3 protein-coding genes and 2 pseudogenes are annotated in these 5,978 nt (G+C 40.9%); 2 read left to right on the top strand and 3 right to left on the bottom strand.

What is annotated here, in order from left to right; genetic code table 11:
- Window positions 1-482: pseudogene (locus BLT91_RS30305) on the top strand (IS110 family transposase); the annotation flags it as partial.
- Window positions 483-882: 400 nt separating this feature from the next.
- On the opposite strand, the gene BLT91_RS30300 reads toward BLT91_RS30305, so the two are convergent.
- The 3 genes from BLT91_RS30300 to BLT91_RS30290 form a co-directional block, all read right to left on the bottom strand.
- Window positions 883-2,067, bottom strand: a complete 1,185-nt coding sequence (locus BLT91_RS30300) for a stalk domain-containing protein (RefSeq protein WP_175532613.1) — start codon at window positions 2,065-2,067, stop codon at window positions 883-885.
- 690 nt (window positions 2,068-2,757) lie between these two features.
- Window positions 2,758-3,609, bottom strand: a complete 852-nt coding sequence (locus tag BLT91_RS30295) for an alpha/beta fold hydrolase (protein WP_090827970.1) — start codon at window positions 3,607-3,609, stop codon at window positions 2,758-2,760.
- A gap of 1,036 nt (window positions 3,610-4,645) precedes the next feature.
- A complete protein-coding gene (locus BLT91_RS30290) occupies window positions 4,646-5,224 on the bottom strand; it encodes a TetR/AcrR family transcriptional regulator (protein WP_175532612.1) in 579 nt (192 codons plus the stop codon).
- 352 nt (window positions 5,225-5,576) lie between these two features.
- Here BLT91_RS30290 and BLT91_RS30285 point away from each other — a divergent pair.
- Window positions 5,577-5,978 (top strand): annotated as a pseudogene (locus tag BLT91_RS30285) (helix-turn-helix domain-containing protein); the annotation flags it as partial.

Below are 5,978 nucleotides of genomic sequence, written 5' to 3'. Positions count from 1 at the left end.
AAAGTACAGGCGTCTTTTGGAAACCTATCGTCAACTTACTTGAAGCCGAGGACATTCAATACCTTGTCGTAAATGCCCAGCACATGAAGGCTGTTCCCGGTAGAAAGACGGATGTGAAAGATGCTGAATGGATTGCAGACCTGTTACGTCACGGATTACTTACTGCAAGTTATATTCCAGATCGGAACCAGCGTGAGCTGCGCGAGTTAGTTCATTACCGGCGCAGTTTAATTCAAGAACGAGCTCGTGAACATAACCGGGTACAGAAAGTTCTAGAAGGAGCTAACATTAAACTTGCTGCTGTCGCCACAGATATTATGGGTCTTTCCAGTCGTGACATGATAAATGCGATGATTAATGGCGAAGAAGATCCGGAAAAACTTGCAAGCTTTGCACGCGGAGTCATGAAGAAAAAGAAGGAAGAACTTGAACTTGTACTTCGGGGTAAGATGAGTGCACATCAACGCCTTATGCTAAAAACCATCATTATTTTGAAAAACGACAGTAAGATGTCATCGTCAAACAATCCATCCGTAAGCTAGAGAATCTTGGCTTTACATTAACAATCGCTTCTCCCAACGCTTCATAATAACTTGTTCATATTAAAACATAAGACGCAGCCTTTTGAAAAAAATATCATAGCTGCGCCTAAATTCGTATTGCCATTTTTAGTTCTTTGCTATGTGAGATTTTCAGGGTAGTTGAACGAAAGGAGCTACTCTTGACGCATACTTTTTAGGTCACCATAATGGTTTACGATTTCTCTCAATCCGTCCAGTGTCTCCATAAATAAACTTTGGTTACTATCGATTTCAAATTTCAACTAGCAGTTTATGTTAAACTGTTCTTCTTTATTATCCGTTAATTATCACATAAGATCCATTATTCTACAGGATTGGACTTAATTTCAACGGATTTCGATTTTTCATCCCACTTAACTTCAGCTCCTAGTGCTTCGCTGACGAATCGGACCGGCACCATCGTCGCATTATTAATAATTTGTGCTTCCGTAGATAAGGTATTCTTTTCTCCGTTTACATAAGCCATCGTAGAGCCGATCGTTAACTTGATCGTTTTATTGTTCTTGGTGGCCGTTACGGTTCGCGTTTCGTTATCCCATTGAATGACTGCACCCAGCTTTTCAAAAATCGGTCTAAGCGGAACCAAAGTGCTTCCGTTCATAATGACCGCCGGGTTATCATATTTTTGCCATACGCCGTCGATGATGACGCTGACGTAAGCTTGCAGATTACCATCCTTTACATAATACACAACAGGGTTGCCCTTATTGGATGAATCCGGTTTTGACACAAAAAAACCTTTTTCAAAGGTAACGCTGATTTCGTCTGAACCTATATACAAATTCCCTTTGATCGCTATGGAATTTTCAAATTCACCGATGAACTTAGCATTATTCTTAAAATTCATTGTTCCTTGTCCTGTCAAACTTCCATCTTGAAATATGCCTGAAAGTGTGACTCCGTCCAGTAGCTTATACCCAACTGGAGCTGTCACTGTTCCAAAACCATTAGGTTTTCCATTTTTAAACTCTCCAATATATTTCTCACCCTGATTAAGCTCAATGCCGCATCCGTTTTTTTTGCCCGCGCTGTATTGGCCCTTATACACTTCGCCGCTCCCATAAGTATATATGCCCCAACCGCTTCGTTCCCCATTTTTGTATTGTCCGAGATAAATATCTTCTTGTCGTTCCACATAATGAACTTCCGCGTAACCTTCCATCCTGTAATTCACATAATCTCCTTCAAATGTATCCCCATTTGTCTTTGTAACTTTTGCATAACCGGTACCTTTAATGAGGGTATAGTTCATTACTTTATCACCATTGTTTGGGTCATTACTGATTACATAATCTTTCGCTCGAAACTCATTCTCCCTTTGTAAAACGGTGTTCTGAACTTGTTCGACTTGTTGATTGATCTCGTCTTCCGAGCAAGTCGCCGCATGTGCCGTTTCCGTTTGAGTTCCCAGAATTGAGAAGACTAACGCAAAACATAAACCTGCTGCAAATACAGGTCTTGCCACTTTATACATTACGGTTTTCATTAGCATCCATCCTCACTGAAAGTTTTGGTAGTTTCTATTAAAACTACCATATTTCTCATGTATTAGTTCAGTTGTAGAAAAAAAGTATACTCTTCTTCTGTTTAAATCATAGAATTCGACTCCAAATCTTGGAATCCAACAAATTGCCCAATTTTCTAAAAGATTGAATTATGGCGCGTTAGGCCAAATGGCATCTTCTGGTTATAGCACTTTTGGTAAGGGCGTGGGTACAAAGCGATATGCAATGAGGAGGGTATACGTGGCGGATTTCGTCAGTTTATGTCATAATTCTTATATCGCCGGAGTTATGCGATGGCATTTTAGAGCTATTTCTTAACTATCCTGCCCGTCCCTCGGTTTAATCGTTAACCCACTTCTCCTACAACCCGCCGGGAATGAGATAATGTTCTTGTCATCCTAAATGAATAATCATTCTAAACAGTTCTGTCTTGGTAATCAGTGTATATTCTTGGCCTCATTCGGCAATCGGAACAAATTCTTGTCATTTATCTATGACAAGAATTTGTTCCGATAAAATAAAAAATCCGCAATTTTGCGGATTCTTAACGATCTATATTCTTGTCACTCGACATTTAATTTAGTGTCATACACTGTATAGCTCTATTTTTCATGTAATTATTAAAATAAGTAATCCTAATTGCGCTTGCTGCTTATAGTACAAATTCTTCATTAAGCTCTGTTTAAAAACAAATTAACATGTTCGGCAAATAAATCTGCGTATTGGAACAAGAACCCATGACCTGAATCCGGATAAATAATCAATTGCGCATTCGGTATGCGTTGGGAAACAATATAAGAATTGATAGTCGGAATCATGATGTCATTACTTCCATTAGCTATAAGCACGGGCTGCTTAATCTCCCCGAGTCTGTCAAAAGTCGAATCCTTCCCCCACGCCACAACCGATTTTATTTGCGCTTGAACCGACTCAGCCCTAACTAGTGGCGCACGGTCGTCTTCTCTTCTATTAGCAAGCCGGTCTAGGTACTGTAATCCTGACGCTCTGCTTGTTTCTGTCGGTTCGAAGAACAAGTAAAGGAAATCTTCCGGCTCGTTCACCGGCTTAAAAGCAACTTTGAACACTTCAGGCTTGCCAGATTGCGTACCTTCCCCGATCCCGCCCCCTGTACCTGCCAAGATTAAACGACGGATCAAATCAGGGCGAGCCACTGTCACAACCTGCGCAATGTAACCCCCCATAGAGAAACCGATGAGATCCACTTGTTTAAGACCAAGCGCTTCAATAAAAGTGATTGCATATTCCCCTGTTTCAAAGAATGATTCTGCAACTTCTCCCGATGACAATCCGATACCTGCACTATCAAACAGGATGACCGTACGTTCCTCCGCCAAAGCATTGACGAAGGCAGGATCCCAGTCATCCATCGTACCTCTAAAACGTTGGCAGAACACTAGCGGCACTTCAGATGGTTTGCCGAATGTCCGGTATGCGAATCGAATTCCTTTAGCATCAATATACGATGTTTCGACTGTTTCTGCTGTTACTTCAATTGCATTCATGGTATCTTCTCCCTTAGATAGTATTTGAATAAACGTTCTTAAATAGTCCAAATGGTTACACTATTTCATGTGTATTGTCTGTTCAAATTATATATTATTTAAGAACGATCAGTCAACTATTTTATTTGTACATACAATGAATCACCAATTAATTACTGTATGACAAAACAGAATATGCATGCCCTGGCAATCGTCAGGCACAATCCCCCATATTTCTCTAAAGATAAATTTCGATTCGATTAGGATTCGCAGCTACAGGCTTAGTGAACTGGGCATCTTTTCAGTGCTTGGATTCTTTGCTCATTCGTTGGGCACTCTAATTGCAACTCGCATACCGCATTTCCCCTGCTCCGACGTCGTGATGACAGGCCTCGGGCTCGTCTCATTAAATCAAGTTTTAGCGCCGGCATTTCACTATCGCGATGATTTCGTCAGGGATTCGACATCACCTGCCACGTTTTTGTTATTTTACCCGTGCTGTTGCATTTAATTCGGAAAGTAAAAGAACCTTGTTTGACTTCCATAAGTTCTGTCACAGTCGTGTACGTATCCACACTGCTGCTGACCGTGACCAAATCGTCTCACCGGCCTTCACGACGACAATTATTTTAGCTCAACAACGAGACTTCTCAGATGCTGCTTAAGCCGTTACCCGGCAATCGAAAACGCGCAGCACGTATCCGTCCCGAAGCAAGCTCAACCCACAACTAAAACCTCATCAATCATTGTCCCCAATGTCTAAAATGGTAATCAGTTTTTTGAGGTATTCATAAATGAACTGTCGACATTCTGTGGGAACATGAAAATAGCATCAGAACGAACTTATTGACCATTCAATAAATAAAAAAGGATGCTTCTTCTCGCTTGACTGAGGACACCCCTTGCTTTTTATTTAACTGTTTTTCAGTACAGCAGGTACAGGAAGCGCTGCCCATTATAAAAATTTAAGAATGAAAGGTCAATAACTAATACATTTTAGGCAACCCTAATACGATTTGATTCGGGTCCCCTGTCTACTCCAATATTTGTTTACAACTTAGACCATTATCAACATTGCGACATTAGCAGCATCCTCCAACACCTTGCGATCTGTTGTCGTTTTCGCAAGCACATAAAGCCCGTATCGAATGCTCACGAGGAACCGTGCGAGTTCCCGGACGTTTTTCTTCTTTTTTAGGGCACCTCGTTGCTGTGCCCGCATAAGAAATTTATAAAATGATGTTTCCACGTCCATTGAAAATGCCTCGACCCGAACGGAAATCGACGAATCAATTGCTCCCATTTCCATAGCTGTATTTGCTATTAGACAGCCTTTACGTCCAGCGTCATCATTAAGCGCATAATCAATCAGCCTATCGAAATAACGCCGTAGCACTTCCTTTGATTCGCCTTCCTCCTCTAAAATTCCAAAGGCTCGGTCCTTGGAGCGGAACAGATCCAAACATTGAAGGAAAAGTTGGTTCTTATCCCCGAACGTATCGTACAAACTGCCTCTATGAACACCTGTATGCTCCACCAGATCTTGGATGGAAGTTCGCTCATAACCTTTGCGCCAGAATACCTCCATTGCTTGATTCAAAACGATTTCTTGATCGAACTCTCTTGGTCTCGCCATTTTGTCACGCCCTTTCTTCATCATCATATAGGTTTAAGAATGAACAGTCAACAATATTGCGTAGAACAATTCCGTAGAAGAGCTACAATCACCTTCTCCAAAAACGGTTATCCTCCAAAAATATCATTTCATAATTATTCCATTTCCACTACCAGAATTCCACCATTGTTACTTAAGTATTCTGCCCATTACTTCAACAAACGAAAAAGGAGCAGCTATGTTGAACTGCACCCCAATTGTTAGACACAGTCTAACAATTGGAGGTGCAGTTTTTTTGGCTAAATACTCAACCAAGGAGAAATTAGAAGCAGTCCTGGCTTATCTAGGAGGTAAAGCGTCATATAAAACAATTGCTGAAGAACGAAATATGAGCACTGCGCCACTAAAAAGATGGGTATTACGTTATCAAAAACATGGAGAGGAAGGAATTACCTCTTCGTATACAAATCACGAGATTCAATTTAAAATAGATGTACTCAATTACATGAACGAATTTGGGGCATCTATCAATGAGACCGCCGCTCGATTTAATTTGTCTTCAGATTACACAGTACTTAAGTGGAAGAGGCAATTCGAAGCAGGTGGAATAGACGCCCTCATATCAAAGAAAAAGGGGCGTCCATCCATGAAAGAAGATACAAAGAAACCAACTCCAGTTGAAGGCTCATCCGAGGCTTTACAGGCAGAAGTAGAACGTTTACGCATGGAGAATGCTTACTTAAAAAAGTTGAATGCCTTAGTTCAAAGCAAGGAA

This window comes from Paenibacillus sp. yr247 (assembly GCF_900103825.1).
In the GTDB taxonomy this organism is placed as follows: Bacteria; Bacillota; Bacilli; order Paenibacillales; family NBRC-103111; genus Paenibacillus_E.
This window is presented reverse-complemented; position numbering and strand designations above follow the sequence as displayed.